Origin of the sequence: Mycobacterium sp. ITM-2016-00318 (genome assembly GCF_002968285.2) — a bacterium.
Lineage (GTDB): Bacteria > Actinomycetota > Actinomycetes > Mycobacteriales > Mycobacteriaceae > Mycobacterium.
Map to the genome: position 1 here is coordinate 255,701 of NZ_CP134400.1, position 20,161 is coordinate 275,861.

8 protein-coding genes are annotated in these 20,161 nt (G+C 66.8%); 5 read left to right on the top strand and 3 right to left on the bottom strand.

The window, feature by feature from the left end:
• Window positions 1-11,082, bottom strand: coding sequence for a type I polyketide synthase (locus C6A82_RS01230; RefSeq protein WP_105347906.1), 11,082 nt, complete (start codon window positions 11,080-11,082; stop codon window positions 1-3).
• A 199-nt stretch (window positions 11,083-11,281) separates the two neighbouring features.
• Between C6A82_RS01230 and C6A82_RS01235 the strand changes: the two genes are divergently transcribed.
• The 4 genes from C6A82_RS01235 (at window position 11,282) to pe (ending at window position 18,725) form a co-directional block, all read left to right on the top strand.
• Complete coding sequence (locus C6A82_RS01235; protein WP_105347883.1) at window positions 11,282-12,703, top strand: condensation domain-containing protein; 1,422 nt, start codon at window positions 11,282-11,284, stop codon at window positions 12,701-12,703.
• A 64-nt stretch (window positions 12,704-12,767) separates the two neighbouring features.
• The gene (locus C6A82_RS01240; protein ID WP_105347881.1) at window positions 12,768-15,809 is read left to right on the top strand and encodes an RND family transporter; all 3,042 of its coding nucleotides are present in this window, start codon (window positions 12,768-12,770) and stop codon (window positions 15,807-15,809) included.
• Window positions 15,806-17,554: an AMP-binding protein gene (locus C6A82_RS01245; protein ID WP_105347879.1), complete on the top strand. Its 1,749-nt coding sequence runs from the start codon at window positions 15,806-15,808 to the stop codon at window positions 17,552-17,554. The genes C6A82_RS01240 and C6A82_RS01245 overlap by 4 nt, the downstream gene beginning before the upstream one ends.
• 28 nt (window positions 17,555-17,582) lie before the next feature.
• Window positions 17,583-18,725, top strand: a complete 1,143-nt coding sequence (gene pe, locus C6A82_RS01250) for an acyltransferase PE (RefSeq protein WP_105347904.1) — start codon at window positions 17,583-17,585, stop codon at window positions 18,723-18,725.
• Here pe and C6A82_RS01255 read toward each other — a convergent pair.
• A complete protein-coding gene (locus C6A82_RS01255; RefSeq protein WP_105347902.1) occupies window positions 18,722-19,393 on the bottom strand; it encodes a GAP family protein in 672 nt (223 codons plus the stop codon). The two genes, pe and C6A82_RS01255, sit on opposite strands and share 4 nt — an antisense overlap.
• A 69-nt stretch (window positions 19,394-19,462) precedes the next feature.
• On the opposite strand from C6A82_RS01255, the gene C6A82_RS01260 reads away from it, so the two are divergent.
• Window positions 19,463-19,948, top strand: coding sequence for a flavin reductase family protein (locus tag C6A82_RS01260; protein ID WP_105347877.1), 486 nt, complete (start codon window positions 19,463-19,465; stop codon window positions 19,946-19,948).
• Between the two features lie 7 nt (window positions 19,949-19,955).
• Here the strand turns inward: C6A82_RS01260 and C6A82_RS01265 are convergent, their stop codons facing one another.
• Window positions 19,956-20,111 (bottom strand): hypothetical protein, encoded by a 156-nt coding sequence (locus C6A82_RS01265; RefSeq protein ID WP_105347876.1) that lies wholly within the window; start codon window positions 20,109-20,111, stop codon window positions 19,956-19,958.
• Window positions 20,112-20,161 lie beyond the last annotated feature (50 nt).

A 20,161-nucleotide genomic window follows, 5' to 3' on the forward strand; every position in this document is an offset into this window, starting at 1 on the left:
CTAGTCCGAGTTCTCTTCCATTTCTGCACCACGGTCGCTGTCGAGCCCGAATCGCGACCCTGGCGCAGAAATCGCTACTGCGATGGGTGACTCCGCTGCGGCCGGCGCGGGTTCCGGCTCTTGCGGCTGTGTTTCCGTCGGTTCCGCATCGGGCAGCTGGCCAACGAGATACTCGGCGAGCCCACCGATGGTCGGGTAGTCGAAGACCGCGGTCGCGTTGATGGTGAACTTGCCGCCGAACTGACTGTGCAGCCGGTTGCGCAATTCGATCGCCATCAGCGAGTCGGTACCCAGATCGAGGAACCGGCTCGACGCGGCAGGCGGTTGAGCCAGGCGCAGGAAGTTCTGCACTTCCCGCTGAAGGAACTCGGTGACGAAACCGGCGCGCTGCGGCACCGGAATCTCCATCAGCGCCTTGAGCAACTCGCTGTCACCGGTCACCTCGCCAACGGCACTCGGCAGCACGAGGTCGAGGATCGGCGGCCGCGAACCGCCGAGCACTTTCGCCGCCCGCTGCCAGTTGGCCTTGATGACAGTGCCCTGGCCGGTGCCGTTGGCGACCACCTCGGCGAGAGCGCCGAGCGCGGCCGAAGGCTCGAGCGGAATCAGGCCCTGGGCGCCGATATTGGCGGTCGCCGCCTCCGAGGAGGCCATGCCGCCCTGCGCCCACGGACCGAAGTTCACGCCGGTGGCAGGCAGACCCTGCGCCCTCCTCCGCGCGACAAGGCCGTCCAGAAGCGCGTTGGCGGTGGCGTAGTTGGCCTGACCGGGCGAGCCGAACAGGCTGGAAACCGACGAGGACACGATGAAGAAGTCCAGCTCATCGTCCCTCGTCAACCGGTCCAAGTGGTAGGCGCCGAACGCCTTGGGCGACAACGTCGTCCGGAACCGCTCCACGCTCTGCGCGGACAGCAAGCCATCATCGAGCACACCGGCCAGATGCACCACCCCAGCCAGCGGCGGCAACTCGTCGTGAATCCGATCCAGCAGCGTTGCCACCTCGGACTCGTCGCCGACATCGGCTGAGAAGATGTGGATCCTGCAGTGGTAGCGCTCGGTGATCTCGTCGATCGCCTGTTGCGCCTGCGCGTCCGGCGCGCGGCGACTGGTCAGCACGATGTCACCGGCACAGCGTTGGGCCAGATAGGCCGCGGTATGCAGACCGATCGCGCCGAGGCCGCCGGTGATCAGGTAGCTCCGGTCGCCGCGCGGCTGCAGCGGGGTGGGTATCTGCACCACGATCTTGCCGATGTGCCGAGCCTGCTGCATGCGACGGAACGCGGCCCTCGCCTCGGTCAGCGGATAGATCTCGGCGGGCAGCGGCTTCCACTCACCCTTGCCCAATCCCTCCGACACCTCGGTCAGCAACTTCCGGATCCGCTCGGGCTCACAGAGGGTCACCGTGTCCAGCGCGACGATCTCGTATTCGATGTCGGGACGCGCTTCCGCCATCTGCTCCGTTGTCCAGATGTCGCGCTTGGCGATTTCGGCGAACCGGCCGTTCTTGGCAGTGGCCCGCACCGTCGCTTCGAGGAACCCCTCGTTGGTGAGGCTGTTGAGCACGACGTCAACACCCGAGCCGCCGGTGTCCGCCAAGATTTGATCAGCGAAATCCGTTGTGCGCGAGTCATATACGTATTCCACACCCAGATCGCGCAGGGTCGCGCGCTTGTAGGTGCTCGCGGTGGCGAAGACGATAGCGCCCTGCTGTTGAGCCAGCTGAACGGCGGCGAGGCCGACACCACCGCTGGCGGCGTGGATGAGGACCCGGTCGCCGGGCTTGATCTGAGCCCAGTCGAACGCCAGGCGGACCGTCAGCGCCGCGGCCGGGATGGTGGCCGCCTCGACCGCACTGATCCCGTCGGGAATCGGCGCGAGCAACTGGGCGGGCACATTGAACCGGCTGGCGAACGCGCCCTGCATGAAGCCGTAGACGCGCTGGCCGACCTCGAGTTCGCTGACGCCGTCGCCCAATTGGGTGACGGTGCCAGCGAAGTCGCCGCCGATCGGCCCGGGGTCGCCCGGGTAGAGCCCGAGGACGTTGAGCACGTCGCGGAAGTTGAGGCCCGCGGCCTCCACCGCGACCTGCACGTAGCCTTCCTCCGGCGGCGGCACGTCCTTCTCGATCAGGCGAAGGTTGTCGATCGCGCCACGTTCGGTGGGCGCGAGTGCGTAGTCGCCTCCCCGCGGCACCGTGAGATGACCGCTGCGGGCCCACGGCAGCAGCCGTGATGCCAGCAGCTTGCCTTGTCGCAGCGCCAGTTCCGGCTCGTCGGCACCGGTGCCGAGCAGGCCTGCCAGTACCTTCACGGCCTCCGGTGAACCGTCGCAGTCGACCAGCTTGCACCGCAGCGCAGGTTCCTCGTTGATCGTTGTCCGCCCGAGCCCCCACAGTGCCGCCTGCACCGGATCGACCGGCTCGCCGGATTCGCATGCCACCGCGCCCTCTGTGACGATCCACAGCCCGCCGGGCAGCTTCACCCGGCCGCCCTGCACGGTGTGCACGGCGCTGAGCAGGTTGGCGATCTCGTCTTCGAGCCGTGCGGCGACCTCGAGGGTGGACTCGTCTGGGCTCGGCCCAGCGCTGCGCCAGACCACACCGGAGAACGGCAGACCGCGTTCGGCCGCCTGGGTCAGCAGCTGCCCGAGGGGCTCCGGATCCGTTGTCCGGTCGAACGGAATGCAACCGGGCACCGTGGCGGCCAGCTCGTCGAATCCGGCGATCAGCCAGGTGCCGCTCGCGCTCTCGACCACGTCATCGGAACCCTGCAACGGAACCTCGTGCCAGCCGACGGTGTACAGGAGCCGGGTGGCGTCACCGCCGAGTCCGCGCAGCAGCGCCTCGCGCGGCGCGCGCTTGACCGTGAACTCGCGGATCCCGCCGAGCAGGCGGCCGTCCCGGTCGACGAAATCGAGGTCGAATACCTGGGTTTCGGCGTCGAGGTCGCTCTTGTGCCACCGCGCGCGGCAGTAGAACCTGCGCGGCATCTTCTCCCGAAGGAACACCTGCCCGTACCGCAGCGGCAGGTAGAGGTCGTCAACTCCCTGTTCGGCTGCCAGCATCGCCGGGAACGCCGGGAAGGCGACACCGGTGCAGAGATCCATCAGCACGGGATGCATCGGCTCGGTGCCGAGGTTCTCGGCGAGTTCCTCGCCGACGGTGATGTCGCCGATCGCCTCACCCTCGGTGAGCCACAGCGACTTCAGCGAACCAGACCAGTTCGGTCCCCACGCGAGCTCCATGTCGGCGAACGTCTCGAACAGGTCCTGCGGACGCATGCGCTCCATCCGCTCGATCGCCGCATCGACGGGCTCGTCCTGCTCGGGTGCCTGCTCGTCATCGACACCGGTGACGGCGGTGCCCTCGGCGTTGAGCGACCAGTCCGAGTCGCGGTCACCGTACGGGCGGCTGTGCACCTGGAAGCGCAACTCGCCATCGGCCTCCAGCGGATGCAATGTCAGCTGCACCTCCCGAGAAGCCTTCTCGGGCAGAATGATCGGCTCGTAGAAGAAGAGATCCTTCACCCTCGCAGGGGTACCGACAGCGGCCAGCGTCATCGCCGCATACGTCGCGCCCGGCACCACAACGGTGCCGTAGATGACGTGGTCGGAGAGCCACGGCTGCGACTTGACCGACAGCCTGCTGGTGTAGACGGTGTCACCGGAGGCGAGATCCTTGGCACTGCCGAGGATTGCCGAGCCCCCGGTGCCATAACCGTCGGAGCCGGCCATTGCCGATGTCTTGGGCCAGAACCGGCGACGCTGGAACGGATAGGTGGGCAGCTCGACCCTGCGGCGCGGCTGACGATCCAGCGCGGCGAAATCAGGCCGGTGGCCGCCGACGTATGCGGCGGCAAGTGCGTCGGCGATCTGACGGCGGTCGCCGACGCCCTTGCGCAGCGAGACGATCGCCCGCGGCGCGGCCAGATGCTCGGGCCAGACCTGCACCGCAGCTCCGGCCAGCACCGGCTGCGGACCGATCTCCATCAGGACCGAGCAGCCGAGCGCCGCCGCGGTGCGCACGCTCTCGGCGAACTGCACCGGCTGGCGGGAATGCCGCCGCCAATACCGGGCGTCGAGCGGCGTCTGTGTCGTCAGCACGGCACCGGTGCGGTTGCAGATCAGCGGCAGGGTCGGGGCGGCGTAGGTCAATTGCGCCGCGTACGACTCGAATTCGTCCAGTATCGGATCGAGGAGCTCCGAGTGGAACGCGTGGCTGGTCTGAAGCCAGGTGCAGCGAATCGCGTCGTCTTCGAGCGTGGCGACGATCTTCTCGAGATCCTCGCCGGGACCCGACAGCACGGTGTTGGGCCCGTTGTACGCGCCGACCGACCCCCGCGGGTACTGGCCTGCGACCTGCTCGACGTGCTTGGCGTCGGTGAACACCGCCACCATCCGCCCCCCTTCGGGCAGGCTGCCGAACAGCCGGCCGCGCTGGGCCATCAGCCGTGCGCCGTCATCGAGGCTGAACACGCCGGCCACACACGCCGCGGCGTACTGGCCGACACTGTGCCCGAGCACCACGTCGGGCTCGATGCCCCACGACTGCCACAGCCGGGCAAGGCCCATCTCCACGGCGAACAGCGCCGGCTGGGCAAACGACGTGTGCCGCAGTGTTTCTCCGGCTTGGCCGCCGGTCTCGCGACCAGTGGCGAACAGCACCTCGAGCAGCGGGCGCGGCAGTATGTCCTTGACAGCCTCCGCGCACCGGTCGACCGTCTCGGCGAAAACCGGCTCGGCGTCGTACAACTCGCGCGCCATCCCCGGATACTGACTGCCCTGCCCGGTGAACAACCATGCGGTCGTCGGTCGGTCAGTGCACTCGCCGCGGACCACGCCGGGGCGCACCCTGTTCGCCGCCAACTCGGTCAGCCCGTCGTGGGCCGTCTGCACCGAGTCCACGACCAGCGCGGCGCGGTGTTCGAAATGTGAGCGACCGGTTCCGGCGGTGCGGCACACGTCGGCGAGATCGGCATCGGGATGGGCGGTCAGCCAGGTCTCGTACCGTTCTGCGAGCGCAACCAGTGCTTCCGGTGACCGCGCCGACAGCGGCAGAACATTGACGGACTGCTGACCGGTGTCCGGCGAAATCGACTCCGCCGCAGCGCTTTCCGCCGCCGCCATTTCTGCGGGCACCGGTGGTGTCGGCGCCTCCTCGATCAGCACATGTGCGTTCGTACCGGTGAACCCGAAGGAGCTGACGCCTGCGCGCCGAGGCCGTCCGTTGGCGTGCCACGGAATCGCCTTGTCGACGACCCGGACCGGAAGTGAATCCCACGGGATGTGTGGCGACGGGTTGTCGAAGTGCAGGCTCTGCGGCAGCACCTCGTTCTGAAGCGACAACACGACCTTGATCAGGCCCGCTGCGCCCGACGCTGATTCGAGGTGGCCGATGTTGGTCTTCACCGATCCCATCAGCAACGGACGGTCCGCCTCACGTGACGCGCCGTAGGCGGCGGCTGCCGCCTGCACCTCGATCGGATCACCCAGCGGGGTTCCGGTGCCGTGTGCCTCGAGATAGTCGACGTCGCCGCCCGCGAGCCCCGCGCGAGCCAGCACCGTTCCGATCAGTCGTTGCTGCGCCCCGCCGTTTGGCACGGTGAGACCGCTGGATGCGCCGTCCTGGTTGACCGCGCTGCCCGGGATGATCGCGTGCACCCGGTCGCCGTCGCGTTGCGCATCGCTCAGCCGCTTGAGCACCAGCATGCCGCAGCCCTCACTGCGCACGTAGCCGTCGGCGGAAGCATCGAAGGTCTTGCATCGCCCGACGGGCGAGAGCATCCGCGCGCGGGACGCGGCGACCATCGTCACGGGACTCAGCAAGACGTTCACGCCGCCTGCCAGCGCCATGTCGCAGTCGCCGGAGTGCAGCGCCTGGCACGCCTGATGGACGGCCACGAGTGCCGAACTGCATGCGGTGTCGACGGCCATCGCGGGACCTTCGAGCCCGAGTGCGAAGGCCACCCGGCCCGAGATGGCGTTGAGTGCGTTTCCGGTGATGAAGTAGGGCTGGATCTTGTCGATCGACTCCGAGGACAGCAGGTGCGCGTATTCGTTGGCGGCCACGCCCGCGAAGATGCCGGTCCTGCTGCCGCGCAGTGTCGCGGGCGAGTATCCGGCCCTCTCGAGGCCCTCCCACACCGTTTCGAGCATCAACCGCTGCTGCGGCTCGATCCACACCGCCTCGCGCGGCGAGATGCCGAAGAACTCGGGATCGAATCCGTCGATACCGTCGAGGAAGCCACCGAAGCGCGTATAGGTCTTGCCGGGCGTCTCCGGATCCGGGTCGTAGAACTCGTCGATGTCGAACCGGTCTTCGGGAATTTCCCGGATCGCGTCGACGCCGCCGGCGAGCACGTCCCAGAATGCCTCCGGGTCGGGCGCGCCGGGGAAGCGGCACGACACCGCGACGATCGCGATGGGTTCGTCGGTTCGCGTCACCGATGCCACCTGCGCCGCCGGCTTCGGCTGCTCGCTGAGCCCAAGCACATCGCCAAGCAGGTATTCGGCGACGTCGATCAGTCGTGGGTAGTCCATCACCAGGGTGATGGGGATCTCGCGACCCACCCCCGCCTCGATGCGGCGCCGCAGTTCAACGGCCATCAGCGAATCCATGCCGAGGTCGAAGAAACCCGCGTCCTCGCGAATCTCCGCGGTGTCGACGCGCGTCACCTCGGCGACCGCGTTGCGCAGGTAATCTGTGAGAAGCTTCTTGCGTTGCTGGACAGGCGCATTCGTCAGCTGCTCGACCAGCTGGGTCGTCCCGGACGCCGTCACCGCGGGCGCCGCATCAGGCACCTCGCGGCTCAGCTCCGCCAGGAACGCTCTCCGGCCCGCCTGCTGGTAGAGCGGCAGGAACCGGGCCCAGTCGATCCGGGCCACCACGCCATGGGCGGCAGGGGACGCCGCGACGTCGGCCAGCCCAGCCAGTGCGTCGGCCGGCGACAACGTGCGGACTCCACGCCGGTCCAGTCGTGCGCGCGATTCCGCGTCGGCCATCCCCGCCGACCAGGGGCCGAAGTTCACGCTGATCCCGGCGATGCCCTTCTCACGCAGCCGAGAGGCCATCCCGTCGAGGAATGCGTTGGCCGCGCCGTAGGCGGTCTGACCGAATCCGCCCCATACCGAGGCGATCGACGAGATGTTGATGAAGAAGTCGAGCTCGAGATCTTCGGCTGCTTCACTGAGATGCCATGCGCCCCAGACCTTACCGGCGAAGACGCGATCCACCTCGGCATCGTCCTGGTCGCTCAGCGGAGTGGTTCCGATCTCGCCTGCCGCGTGCACTATCCCCGCCAGCGGCGGCATGTCGGCCTGTACGCCCGCCAAAAGGCGCGCGACGTCGTGCGCATCGGCGACATCGGCGGTGACGACGCGGATGTCGCAGGCGTGCTGCTTGCCGAGTGCGTCGATGCGCTCACGGGTCGCTTCGGTCGGCGCACGTCGACTGGTCAGTACCAGATGCTCGGCGCCTTGGGCGGCCAGGAATGCGGCGATCTCCAGCCCTATCGCCCCTAGCCCGCCGGTGACCAGATACGTTGCGCCCTTACGCAATTCCAGCGGCGCGCCGGTCGGCTTCGCTGTTCGTCGCACCAGCCGGGGGACATAGACAGCATGACCCCGCAGCGCGATCTGGTCCTCTCGGACCGCCGCGTCGTCCGACGTCGCGATCTGGTCGATGATCAGAGACCATTGGTCGGCGGTGCCGTCACCGAGATCGGCGAGGCCGCCCCACACCTGGGGAAGCTCAAGCGCCGCGGCGCGCCCGAATCCCCAGAGGCAGCTCTGATCCGGAGAAACGCTGTCGGTGTCGGTGACCCGTTGTGCGCCGCGGGTTATCACCCAGACGGGCCTGCGCAGCTCGGCGGCGAGCGCGGCGGCGAAGAGCCTGCGCGTTCCGCCGAGCACTCGGTGTTGCATCCGCAACAGGGACTGCATCGACGGTGCGGTTTCGGAGTCCAGGGCCGCGACATGCACGATGCGCAGCATCGGATCGTCGGTCGCCGCCGCACGCAGCGCATCTGCGAGCGTTTCGGTGTCCGCATCGGAGTCGGGCAGGCCGATGATCCGGTGCCGGTGGCCGCGCTGCGTCAACAGATCGACGAACGGCTCGATCGCCTCGGTGTGGTCGCCGATGATGATCCAGCTGCCGGCATCCGCACCGGAGCTCGACGTGGCGGATTTCTCCCAGCGGAACTCATAGCGGTCATCTGCGATGGACTGCGTCCTCCGCTGCTGATTGTGTTGTGCTGCAAGCTTAGTCAGCACGCCCAACGTCTGACCGTCGCCGCTTCCACCGTCGATCAGCGCCGCGAGTTCCTCGAGCCCGCCGTCCTCGAGAAGACGGACGGCTTCGGTGCGCGGTCCACCGATGTGCTGCTGCTGGTTGGGCCGCTCTCGGTTGTCCAGATACCAGTACTGGCGATGCTCGAACGGATAGGTGGGCAGGTCGAGCTTTCGCGCGTGTGGCGCAAGGAGTGCGCCGAAGTGCGGCAGGTGGCCCGCGACATAGGCGTCGGCGAGCGCCTCGGTGATCTGGCGATGGTCGGCGGTGTTGCGCCGCAACGACGCGATCGCACGCGGCGTGGTGGCCGGGTCGGGCCAGGCCCGCAGTGCTGCGGCGGTGAGAACCGGCTGTGGACCGATCTCCAGCAGCACCTTGCAGTTCAGGTCGGCGAGTGTCCGCACGCTCTTGGCGAACTCGACGGGTTGCCGGGCATGGCGGCGCCAATAGGCGCCGTCGAGTTTGACGTTTCTGCCGAGCGCCGCGCCCGTGCGGTTGCAGACCAGGATCCGCTGAGGTGCGCCGTATTCGAAGCGGTTCGCAAAGGCCTCGAACTCGTCGAGGATCGGGTCCAGAAGCGCAGAGTGGAACGCGTGGCTGGTTTCCAACCAGTCGCACCGGACGCCGGCAGCGGTCAAGGCGGCCACTGCCTGGTCGAGATCCTTTGCCGGCCCGGATAATACGGTGTTGGCGCCGTTGTACGCGGCTACCGACAGGCTCGGGAACTCATCGGTGAGGCTTTCGACGCGCTGGTCGTCGGCGAACACCGCGACCATCCGACCGCCCGCAGGCAGGCTGCCGAACAGTCGGCCGCGCTCGGCCATCAACAGCGCACCGTCGGTGAGGCTCAGCACACCCGCGACGCACGCCGCCGAATACTGGCCGACGCTGTGGCCGAGCACCACGTCGGGATCGAAGCCCCATGACTGCCACAGGTGAGCCAGGCCCATCTCCACCGCGAACAGTGCGGGCTGTGCGTAAGACGTCTGCCTCAGCGTCTCTTCGCCGTCCGGGCTGTCCAGATCGAAAATGACGTCGAGCAACGGCTTTTCCAGGACGTCGGCGACAGCGGCCGCGCACCGGTTGAGTGTCTCGGCGAAAACCGGTTCGGTGTCGAACAATTCGCGCGCCATGCCCGGGTATTGGCTGCCTTGGCCGGTGAACAGCCACGCCGTCTTCGGCGGATCGTGGGACTCGCCCCGGACAATGCCGGGTGCCGGGCGGTCATCTGCGAGTGCACCGAGAAGCTCGACGGCGGATTCCTTCGAGTTGACCACCAACGCGGCCCGCTGCTCCAGGTGCGCGCGCCCCGCTCCCGCGGTCAAGCACACGTCAGCAAGGGTGGCGTCCGGGTGCGCGGCCAGCCAGTTGCGGTAGGTGCCTGCGAGCTGAACCAGCGCGTCGGGTGTGTGCGCCGAGAGCGGGAGAATGCTGAACTTGCGCCGGCCGGGCTGCTCGATCCGGGCGGGCCGTTCGGCCGCCACCGGCGCTTCCTCGAGGAGGACGTGCGCGTTCGTGCCCGCGAAACCGAACGAGCTCACGCCTGCGATGCGCGGCTCGCCGTTGCGTTCCCACGGGGTCGCCTCCTTGACCACCTGCAGGGCGAGCCGGTCCCAGGGGATGTGCGGCGACGGGTTGTGGAAGTTCAGGTGCGGCGGGAGCAGTTCGTTCTCCAGCGACAGGACGACCTTGATGACGCCCGCGATGCCCGCGGCCGCCTCAAGGTGCCCGATGTTGGTCTTGGCCGAGCCGATCAACAGCGGCCGGCTCGCCTCGCGCCCCTGACCGAGCACGGCGCCTGCGGCCTGCGCCTCGATCGGGTCGCCGAGCGATGTCCCGGTGCCGTGCGCCTCCAGGTATCCCACGTCGCTTGGTTCGAGGTCGGCGCGTTTCAGCGCATCGGCGATTACCCGTTGTTGTGCAACGCCGTTGGGCACCGTCAAGCCGCCCGATGCACCGTCCTGGTTTATCGCACTGCCGCGAATTACGGCGCGGATGCGGTCACCGTCGCGGACCGCGTCCTCGAGGCGTTTGATGACGATGACGCCGCAGCCCTCGCCGCGTACGTAGCCGTCGGCGGCCGCGTCGAACGTCTTGCACCGGCCGTCGGGCGCGAGCATGTGGGCATGAGAGAAGGTGATCATGGTGGCAGGCGTGAGCATGACGTTCGCGCCGCCGGCCAGCGCGAGGTCACATTCGCCCAACCGCAGCGCCTGGCATGCCTGATGGATCGCCACCAGCGACGAACTGCACGCGGTGTCGACGGCGACACAGGGACCCTGCAGTCCAAGGCGGTAGCTGATCCGGCCCGCGGCGGCGGCGTTCGACGTCCCGATGGCCATGTAGGCCTCGATCTCGGGGTAGGTCAGCTCGTCGGAGGCCATTCCGAGGTAGTCGTGGGTGGCCAGGCCGACGAAAACGCCGGTGTTGGTGTCGGCCAGTTCCGTTGGGGCGGTGCCGGAGTGCTCCACCGCACGCCAGGCGGTCTCCAGAAGGATCCGATGCTGCGGGTCCATCAACCTGACCTCGCGGGTCGACATCCCGAAGAACGGCGCGTCGAACCCCGTCACGTCGTCGACGAAACCCGCACGACGGGTCACGACCTTGCCGGGTGTGCCGGGCTCCGGATCGAAGAACTCGTCGACGTCCCAGCGGTCCTCGGGCACCTCCGATATCGTTTCCCGGCCCTCCCGCAGCACGTCCCAGAATCCATCGGCATCCGGAGCACCCGGAAAGCGCGCTGCGTAGCCGACGATGGCGAAACGAGCCGGCTCGGTCAGCCGTTCGGCGGGAGCCACGAAGTTGTCCTCCTTGAGGGGTTCGGCGGTAGCGTGCAAATCAACGCAGACGAAAACTATTGCACGCAAGTCGTTGGCACGCGAGGCGTTGCTAATGGGCTGCCACAAGCGAAAAGCGACTCGACCGTAACCGAGGGTATGTTGATCCAGCAAAGTGTGATGCCGGGCGCCGGACCGGCCAACCAGGAAGGATGGCGTTTTGCGCATTGGCAAGATAACTATTGGCGCTCTTGACGAATGGGCGGTGAATCCGGGCTCGGTCACCTCTTGGCGCCCGACCGCGGCGGCTCAGGAAACGGCGCGACGCGCGCCTGTGAGCCCGGTGCCAGTTAGCTACATGCAACGTCAGCATCTACGCAACTACAGCGACCGCAGCGCTGCGGGACTGAACTTCTCCCGGCAGATCATCGCCAGCTGCGATGTGCCGGGCCAGTGCGATATCTCAGCCATGGACCACGCGGTCAATGCTTACCTGCGTCGGCACGACACGTTCCGCAGCTGGTTCTCCGAGACCGCCGAGGGAGAGTTCATCCGGCATGCCGTCGCCGATCCGGCCGACATCGAATTCCGGCCCGTCGATCACGGTCACATGACCGTCGACGAGATACGCGATCACGTTGTGGCGATACCGAATCCGCTGGAGTGGGGCTGCTTCGTTTTCGGGATAGTTCAGAACGACAGCTACTTCTCATTCTTCGCCGCTATGGACCATGTCCACGGGGACGCGACCCTGATCGGCACGACAATGCTGGAAGCCAACGGGATGTACTCGGCGTTGAGCGGGACCGGACAGGCCCTCGCGCTTCCCGACGCAGGTAGCTTCGACGACTTCTGCGTCCGTGAACGCGAGTACACGTCGGAGTTGACGGTGGATACGCCGGAGGTACAGGCCTGGATCGACTTCGCCGAGAACGACGGTGGTGGCTTCCCTGGATTCCCGCTGCCACTGGGCAATCCGAACGACTCGACGAAGAGCGACATGACGTCGCACATCCTGATGAACACGGCGCAGACCGAACGCTTCGAATCGGCCTGCACGGCCTCGGGCGCGCGGTTCGTCGGCGGCCTGTTTGCCTGTCTGGGCCTGGTGGAGCATGAACTCACCGGGGCGCTGACCTATTACGGGCTCACTCCGAGGGATTCCCGGACCGCAAGCGACAATTTCATGACGCAGGGATGGTTCACCGGGTTGATTCCGATCACCGTTCCGGTTGCGGCGACGTCTTTCACCGATGCCGCATGGGCGGCGCAGGCCTCTTTCGATTCCGGTCTGGACATGGCCAGGGTGCCGTATTACCGCGTTTTGGAGTTGGCGCCCTGGCTGAACTGGCCACAGCCGAACTTTCCTGTGTCGAATTTCCTGCACGGCGGTGCAGCACCGCTGAATGCGATTCTTGCGGCGGCGGACATGGGCCTTGCGAACAATATCGGGATCTACCCCGACGGCCGGTTCTCCTACCAGTTGACGATCTACATTTTCCGGTACGCGGAGGGCACGGTCATGGCGATCATGCATCCCGACAACCCGGTCGCCAGAAAATCGGTCACCCGCTACATGGACGCGATGAGATCGGTGGCCGTGCGGGTTGCTGACAGCGGCGACTGGGGACGCGTCGCATAGCGCGAGCAAAATATGGCCAGAGTTTTTTCGCGACGCGCGAATTCGCGGCGAGGATGAGGACGATATGCGACGTCTAGCCGGTGTTGTGGTGCGGTGGCCGTGGGTGGTCATCGGGGTGTGGATCGCGATCGCGGTCGCACTGCCCCTGACGTTCCCGAGCCTGAATGAGATGGCGCAGCGCAATCCGCTCGCCATCCTGCCCAGCGACGCCCCCTCCAGCGTCGCAGCCAGGCAGATGACCGAGGCGTTTCGCGAATCAGGCTCGGACAACCTGCTCGTCGTCGCGTTCATCAACGAAGACGGGCTCAAGCCCGCTGACGAGGACACCTATCGCAAGGTCACCGACGCCCTGCGCGACGATGTGACCGATGTGGTGATGGTTCAGGACTTCATCACCACCAAGCAGTTGCGCCCGTTTCTGACCAGCAAGGACAAGACGACATGGGTCCTGCCGGTCGGTCTCGCGGGCGAACTGGGTACGCCGCGCGCCTACGAGTCCTTCAACCGGGTGTCCGACATCGTTCAACACCACGTGCCCGACGGCCCACTCACCGTCTACGTCACCGGGCCTGCGGCCACCGTCGCCGACCTCACCGTCGCGGGCGAGCACGACCGAATGCCCATCGAGATCGCGATCGCCGTCCTCGTGCTGCTCGTCCTGCTGGTGGTCTATCGCAACCCGATCACCATGCTTCTGCCGCTGGCGGCGATCGGGACGTCGCTGGTGACCGCACAGGCCCTGGTGGCCGGAGTGTCGGAATTCTTTCACCTCGGCGTCTCCAATCAATCGGTCATCTTCCTGAGCGCGATGATCGCAGGCGCGGGCACGGACTACGCGGTCTTCCTCATCAGCCGCTACCACGACTACCTGCGACGAGGCGCCGATCTCGAGGATGCGGTGCGGCGCGCGATGATCTCGATCGGCAAGGTAATCACCGCATCCGCCGCCACGGTGGGTGTCACGTTCATCGGGATCAGCTTCGCCAAAATGGGCGTGTTCTCCACGATCGGCGTGGCGTGCGCAATCGGGGTCGGGGTGGCCTTCCTCGCCGCGATGACCCTCCTGCCTGCCATCCTGGTTCTGGCCGGGCCGCGCGGCTGGGTCAAACCGAGGCGTGAGCTCACCGCCCGGTTCTGGCGACGTTCGGGCGCGCGCATCGTGCGGCGGCCGAAGGCGCACCTCGTGGGGAGCCTGCTCGTGCTTGCTCTTCTGGCAGGCTGCGCCGGCCTCGTGCAGTACAACTACGACGATCGAAAAGCGCTCGGCCCTTCGGAGCCCAGCTCGATCGGCTACACGGCGCTGGAGCGCCACTTCCCGATCAGTCAGGCCGTGCCCGAATACGTTCTCGTCCAGTCACCGCGTGACCTGCGCACCCCGCAGGCCCTGGCCGACCTGGAGCAGATGGCGCAGCGGGTCAGCCAGCTGCCGAACATCGGCCTGGTCAGCGGCATCACCCGACCCACCGGACAGGTGCCGCCGGAGTTCCGCGCGACCTATCAGGCAGGCATCGTCGGTGACCGGATGGCGCAGGGTTCAGCCCAGATCGGTCAGAGCACCGGCGACCTCAACCGGTTGGCCGGCGGGGCCAACACGCTGGCCGACAGCCTCGCCGACGTCCGCGGCCAGATCAACAAAATCGCGCCGAGCATGCAACGCCTTATCGACACGCTCTCGGCGATGCGCAGCCAGTTCGGCGGGGACAAGTTGGTCAAGCAGGTCGAAGCCGCCGCCCAGCTGGTGCAGAGCATCAACGCCATCGGAAATGAAATGGGGGTGAACTTCTCCGCCGTCAGGGACATGTTCGCATGGGTGGGTCCGGTGCTGGCCGCGCTGAACGGCAACGCGATCTGCGACGCCAACCCGTCCTGCAGCGCCACCCGTATTCAATTCCAGAAGCTGGTCGACGCACGAAACGAAGGGCGCCTCGACCAGGTCAACACCCTTTCTGCCCAGCTACAGGAGTTCGGGGACCAGAAGTCGCTCAACGCAACGGTCAAACAACTCAACGACACGCTGTCCACGTTCAGCTCGGCGGTGCGTTCGATGGGTCTCGATCGGCCCGGTGGCCTTCAGGCGGGTCTGACCGAGGTCAGGCAGGGCGCCAACAAGTTGGCCGACGGGAGCCAGCAGGTGGCAGGCGGAGTGGACCAACTGGTCGGCCAGGTCAAACTCGTGGGCGCCGGACTCGACGAGGCGGCCGCCTTCCTGCTGGCGATGCGAAACGATGCGGCCGATCCGTCGATGGCGGGGTTCAACATCCCTGCCCAGATCCTGCAACTCGACGACTTCAAGAAGGCCGCGCAGATCTTCGTCTCGCCCGACGGGCACTCAGCGCGGTACCTGGTGCAGACCACGCTGAACCCGTTCAGCGCCGAGGCGATGGACCAGGTGAATGAGATCAGCAACGCCGCCAAGAGCGCGCAACCGAACACCCAACTGGCCGACGCGACGATATCGATGGGGGGCTTCCCCGCCGCGCTGCGGGATACGCGTGACTACTACGAGCACGATATCCGCTTCATCATCATCATGACGCTCATCGTGGTCCTGCTGATCCTGATGGCGCTGTTGCGCGCGATCATCGCGCCGCTGTATCTCATTGGCTCCGTGGTGGTCTCGTACTTCGCCGCGCTCGGCATCGGCGTTCTGACGTTCCAGTTCCTACTCGATCAGCCGTTGCATTGGAGCGTGCCGCCGCTGGCGTTCGTGGTGCTGGTCGCCGTCGGCGCCGACTACAACATGCTCTTCGTGTCGCGAATGCGCGACGAGTCTCCGCACGGTATGCGGTACGGCGTCATCCGCACCCTCAGTTCGACGGGCGGTGTGATCACCGCGGCGGGTCTGATCTTCGCCGCGTCGGTCGGCGGGCTGCTGTTCTCCAGCATCGGCATCGTGGTGCAGGGCGGCTTCGTGATCGCGGTGGGAATTCTCTTGGACACCTTCGTGGTGCGCACGATCACGGTGCCCGCCATCGCGTCGCTGCTCGGGCGGGCGAACTGGTGGCCGTCGAGGCCGTACGCCGTCGCCGCCGCGGGCCCAGCGAGCACGCCTGACCTGTGTGAAACTACGAAACCTGACGCGACGAGTAATACGGACGAAAAGTGACGCCTGCTCCCCAATCATCCATTCTGTCGATGCTGCACGGGCGTGCCAGTCTGCGTCCTCATGATGTGGCATTCACGTTCACCGACTACGCCCACGATCCCGGCGGTGTCCGCGCGAGCCTCACCTGGTCGCAGCTGTCGCACCGAACGTTGAACCTGGCACGCGAGATCCGTCGCCACGGGGCGGTCGGTGACAGGGCGGTGATCCTCGCCCCGCAAGGTCTGGAGTACGTTCTGGCTTTTCTCGGAGCCATGCAGGCCGGGTTCGTTGCGGTACCGCTCCCCCTGCCCCACCGCGGCTCGAGTCATGACCGGGTGACCGCGGTCTTCGCCGATACCGAGCCGTCGGTGGTGCTCACCACGTCGGAGGCCGCCGACGATGTCCGCGAGTACGTCGAGCAGTCACGGATGGACGACGCCCCGAAGATCGTCGAAATCGATTCGTTGAATCTCGATGCCGCAGACGGTGTCCTTCTCGAGCCGGCTGACCTGCCGAGCATCGCCTATCTGCAGTACAGCTCGGGCTCCACGCGGCTCCCGACGGGAGTCATGCTGTCCCACCGCAACCTCACGGTGAACTTCGAGCAGTTGATGAGAAGCTTCTTCGCCGACACGCAGACCAAGCTGCCGCCGGAGATGACGATCGTGTCGTGGCTGCCCTTCTACCACGACATGGGTCTGGTGCTGGGAGTCTGCGCGCCGATCCTCGGCGGCTTTCGTGCCGAGCTGACCAGTCCGCTCGCGTTCCTGGAGAGGCCGGCCAGATGGATGCGCGCGCTCGCCGAGAATCCGTACGCGTGGTCGTCGGCGCCGAACTTCGCCTTCGACCTGGCTGCGCGCAAGACCACCGATGCCGACCTGGCAGGCCTTGACCTCGGCGGGGTGGTCGGCATCATCAGCGGTGCCGAACGTGTCGAGCCGGCCACCTTGCAACGCTTCGTGGATCGGTTCGCGCACTTCAACTTTCGCGATCACATGATGCGGCCCTCGTACGGGTTGGCCGAGGCAACGGTCTTCGTGGCGGCCGGCACATGGAGCGAGTCGTCGCCCGCGAAGCACTTCGACGTAGGAGAGCTGGGAGCGGGCCGGGTGGCACCGTGCCCAGCCGGCAAAGGCACAGCGCTGGTGTCCTACAAGGCGCCGACTGCGCCTCTGCTGCGCATCGTCGACAGCGAGACCCTTCGTGAGTGCCCGCCGGATCTGGTCGGCGAGATCTGGGTGCACGGCGAGAACGTCGCCGACGGCTACTGGCGAAAGCCGCCGCAGGAGCAGCCGTGCTTCGGCGCAACCATCGCCGACCCGTCGCCAGGGACGCCGCAGCGGCCGTGGCTGCGCACCGGCGACCTCGGTTTCATCTACTCGGGCGAGCTGTACATCGTCGGCCGCATCAAGGACTTGGTGATCATCCGGGGGCGTAACCACTATCCCGAGGACATCGAGGCGACGGTCTCGGAGATCACTCGCGGGCGGGTCGCGGCGATATCGGTTCCGGTCGACAGCACCGAGAAACTCGTCACCGTCGTCGAGGTCACGAAGCGGACGGACCGGGGCGGCGACACGACGAGCTGGCTCAGCGAGGTCAGAAGCGACGTCACCTCGGCGGTATCGAACACGCACGGCGTGAATGTCTCTGATCTCGTTCTTGTCCAACCCGGGTCGATCCCCACCACGACGAGCGGCAAGATCCGCCGTGCCGCGTGCATCGAGGCCTACCGGCAGGACCAGTTCGTTCGGTTGGATGCCTGATATGCGGAGTACAGTCTGGGGAGTGGGAATGCGGAGGCTGTTCGCATCGGTCACTGCGCTGGTAACCGTCGGTGCCACAGGGTTTTTCACTGTCGGCATCGCGGCAGCCGATGATTCGCAGGCCGGGTGGACGCCCGAACACGGAGCGCCCGACAACACGGCTCCGGCGATTGGAACGCCGGGACGGGGTTACGCGCTCGGCGGTGCACACGTGCTGGGCATCCCCTATGACGAGTACATCAAGCGCACCGGCGCCGACTGGTTCCCCGGGCTCGACCGCCAGATCGTCGACTATCCCGCTGGCCAGGTACAGGGGCACACCCTGGAACGGCTGTTCCCCGGTATCGGTCGGCTGGACGACAACTTCCCGGGTATCGGCATCGACGGGCCGAGCGTCGGTGAGTCGGTCGACGAGGGAGCGCCCAACACCATCAACGCGATCCGCGAAGGCGGTCCCGGCACCGTGATCGGCCTCTCCGAGGGTGCGATGGTGCTCAACGAAGTGCAGGCGCGCCTCGCGAACGATCCGAACGCGCCGCCGCCGGATCGGTTGAGCTTCGCGATGTATGGCGACCCGGTGGCCAAGCACGCCTTCGGGGAGAGCTTCCTGACGCAGATGTTCCCCGTCGGCAGCGTTGTTCCGTCCCTCGATTACCGCATTCCGCAGCCGGTCGAAAGCCAGTACGACACTTATCAATTCGTCTCTGCCTACGACAGCATCGCCGACTGGCCCGACAGGCCGGACAACTGGATGTCACTGGCCAACGCCGTCGTCGGGCTGGCGACCGGCCACACCGCGGTGGCGTTCACCGACCCGAGCATGGTGCCTGCGCGCAACATCAGGACGACCGTCAACTCCAAGGGCGCGAAGACGACGACGTACATGATTCCCGAGCAGCACCTCCCGCTCGTGTTGCCCTTCAAGTACCTCGGAGTCGATGAGGGCACGCTGAACAAGCTCGACGGCGTGCTGCAGCCGATGGTGGACGCGGGATATTCACGAAACGACGACCCGCTGACCGCTCCGATCACGGTGGACCCGGTGCACGGCTACGACCCGGCGGAAGTCACCGCGCCTGCCACGCAGGCCGCCTTCGGTGGCGGCTCCGACCCGGTCTCGCAGTTGATGGCGGGCCTCCAGTACGTCATCAACAACCAGGGCGGCGGCTAGAGCCCGGTCAGCCCTGCGACGAGCAGCACACAGCCGACCACCGTCAGCAGGACGGTGACCGCGCGACGGCGCCTCGTTCGCAGCCACTCCTGCAGCGTTGTCAGCGCCGCGCGGGTGCGGTCGGGTGCCACCAGGTAGCAGACCAGCGGAATCTCGACGAAGGCGAACGCAAGCACGTTGAACGAGAGCAAGGCGACGACCTGCACGGAAGCGGCGGCGCCGGAGGCGACGATGAGCGCGAGCACCGCGAGGTAGTCCACCGACGGCAGCGCGATGCCCAGGCCTGCGAACCCCGCCGTCCACAGCGACCGGCCGTTGACGAGTTGTCTGGCGCGCGTCGTGACGGGTTCGAATCGGCGTGAAGCAAACCCGTCGGAGCTGGTGTCGCGCCTGCGGATCACGCCGGTCGCTATCACCGCGGCGTTGATCAGCAGCACCACGCCGACCACGATCTGCACCCTCGGCAGCGTGAAATGGGCCGAGCCGAGAGCAGGCCGCAGCATGAACAGCACGACGAGGCCCACCGTGATGCCCATCGCGAAACCGCCCGCCAGAAAAGCCAGCAGTTGTCGACCCGGCCGCGGCCGGTTGATCATCAGGACGGTCATGCCGATCCGGAAAGGCTCGAGGCTGACGGCCACGGCCATCGCCAGGAGCGTTATCCACATGTCGAGCGCCACGTTACCGCGACCACGGCGTGGCCGCCGTGGGAGGTCACGTGTGAAAATGGACGGTATATGAGCACCACCGACTTGGATCCGACGTCGCTACGCGAGGCGTTCGGTCACTTCCCGTCCGGTGTCATCGCGATCGCCGCGGAGGTCGACGGCGTCCGCATCGGACTCGCCGCCAGCACCTTCGTACCGGTCTCGTTGGATCCGCCGCTCGTGTCGTTCGCCGTACAGAACTGCTCGGAGACCTGGCCCAAGCTGAAGGACCTGCCGCGACTGGGCATCAGCGTGCTCGGCGAGTCACACGACGAGGCGGCACGCACGCTCGCGGCGAAGACCGGTGACCGGTTCGCGGGCCTGTCGACGGTGTCGCGCGAGAGCGGTGCGGTGTTCATCGAGGGCACCAGTGTCTGGGTGGAGAGCGCCATCGAACAACTGGTTCCTGCGGGCGACCATACGATCGTCATATTGCGCGTCGCCGACATCACCGTGCACCCGGCGGTTCCGCCGATCGTCTTTCACCGCAGCACGTTTCGCCGGCTCGGCGCTTGAGATCCGATCAGGGCCGAGCGGCGAGTTCTTCCCGATAACCCTGGACGCGCTGCTCCAGTTCGGCCGCGTCCTCGTGCCTACCCTCTTTGCGGGCGAGATCCGCGCGAGCCGAGAGTTGACGGATTGCGGTGCGAATGTCGTTGATGCTGTGCGTCTCGGACATGTTTGCTGCCTTTCGCCGGTGATTGGCCGCTATCTCGTCAGGTTACCCGC

Bases quoted from the DNA above. Each gene is read 5' to 3' on its own strand.
- C6A82_RS01255 (WP_105347902.1), bottom strand. From the start codon at position 19,393: ATGTGGATAACGCTCCTGGCGATGGCCGTGGCCGTCAGCCTCGAGCCT.
- C6A82_RS01260 (WP_105347877.1), top strand. From the start codon at position 19,463: ATGAGCACCACCGACTTGGATCCGACGTCGCTACGCGAGGCGTTCGGT.
- C6A82_RS01240 (WP_105347881.1), top strand. From the start codon at position 12,768: ATGCGACGTCTAGCCGGTGTTGTGGTGCGGTGGCCGTGGGTGGTCATC.
- C6A82_RS01265 (WP_105347876.1), bottom strand. From the start codon at position 20,111: ATGTCCGAGACGCACAGCATCAACGACATTCGCACCGCAATCCGTCAA.
- pe (WP_105347904.1), top strand. From the start codon at position 17,583: ATGCGGAGGCTGTTCGCATCGGTCACTGCGCTGGTAACCGTCGGTGCC.